This window comes from Solemya velum gill symbiont, from assembly GCF_002020255.1.
Taxonomy (GTDB): Bacteria; Pseudomonadota; Gammaproteobacteria; order Chromatiales; family Chromatiaceae.
Map to the genome: position 1 here is coordinate 1 of NZ_MPQG01000040.1, position 1110 is coordinate 1110.

Annotated in this window: 3 tRNA genes; 1 reads left to right on the forward strand and 2 read right to left on the reverse strand. The window is 40.5% G+C overall.

Annotated elements, in window-relative coordinates:
• Positions 1-236: 236 nt before the first annotated feature.
• A tRNA-Glu gene (locus tag BOW06_RS12815) sits at positions 237-308 on the reverse strand.
• A gap of 247 nt (positions 309-555) precedes the next feature.
• On the opposite strand from BOW06_RS12815, the gene BOW06_RS12820 reads away from it, so the two are divergent.
• Positions 556-639: transfer RNA gene (locus BOW06_RS12820), tRNA-Leu, on the forward strand.
• A gap of 347 nt (positions 640-986) precedes the next feature.
• On the opposite strand, the gene BOW06_RS12825 is transcribed toward BOW06_RS12820, so the two are convergent.
• Positions 987-1058: transfer RNA gene (locus tag BOW06_RS12825), tRNA-Glu, on the reverse strand.
• Between the last annotated feature and the right edge of the window lie 52 nt (positions 1059-1110).

A 1110-nucleotide genomic window follows, 5' to 3' on the forward strand; every position in this document is an offset into this window, starting at 1 on the left:
TAACCACTAGACCACACCGGATACACTATAAAAGAGGTTAAATAATTCTGAAATAGTTATATATCTATGACCTACGCTTTAAACACTACCGCACCGAATCATATTTAGGCGAGACATTCTCAGAATAATGAAAAAAAATTCCAAAAATAGATAATGAATACAATTCACTGACAATTGGAAATATATACATATAAATCCAAAAAATATTTCAACACTTAAAAATACAAAAGAACATGTTCCGGTGCCGGGAATCGAACCCGGGCCGCCTGGGTGAAAACCAGGAATCCTAACCACTAGACCACACCGGATCTGGTTTTCAACACATCATTTAGCCTACATAACAAACTCCCCATCCAGTGCATTGTGCATGCGCATTCGAAACGCGTCACCTACTTCAATTCCGTAGTTAGTATATATGTGAAGAGGTTGAATGTATCAATTCGGAATTTTTAATTCGAAACAAAATCCTTTATTTTAGTAAATTTATGAGTCAGAATACATTACGAATAACCAGACTCATCGAAATAGATACAATATACTTGGAAGCACTTGTCTGTCAGGATGGCCGAGCGGTCTAAGGCGCTGCGTTCAGGTCGCAGTCGGGTCTTCCCGGCGTGGGTTCGAATCCCACTCCTGACATCAATTGTTTTGTATTTCTGCATTGAAAACATTCTATTTACCACAGGGAGTGAATACATACATTACTCGCTCAATTCTTGTTTTCACATCACAAGCCAAAACGAATACTTCAGACATCCGTTCCCTTAAGTTATACGTATTCCAGGGTGCATGTTCCCGTCAAAAGTAATGGGTTAGATAGTGCCCAACGAGTAGGTATTGCATGCACGGAGGCAGCATGAGACTGTTGCTATAGTTACATCCAACAGCCCCCCAACGTCATAGCAAGGGCACGTAATAAACACGTCATAACAATAACCAAGTTTTGGGGAATCAGACAGAGTTTGAACAACGCACTAAAAAGCATCTTCCGGTGCCGGGAATCGAACCCGGGCCGCCTGGGTGAAAACCAGGAATCCTAACCACTAGACCACACCGGATACACTATAAAAGAGGTTAAATAATTCTGAAATAGTTATATATCTATGACCT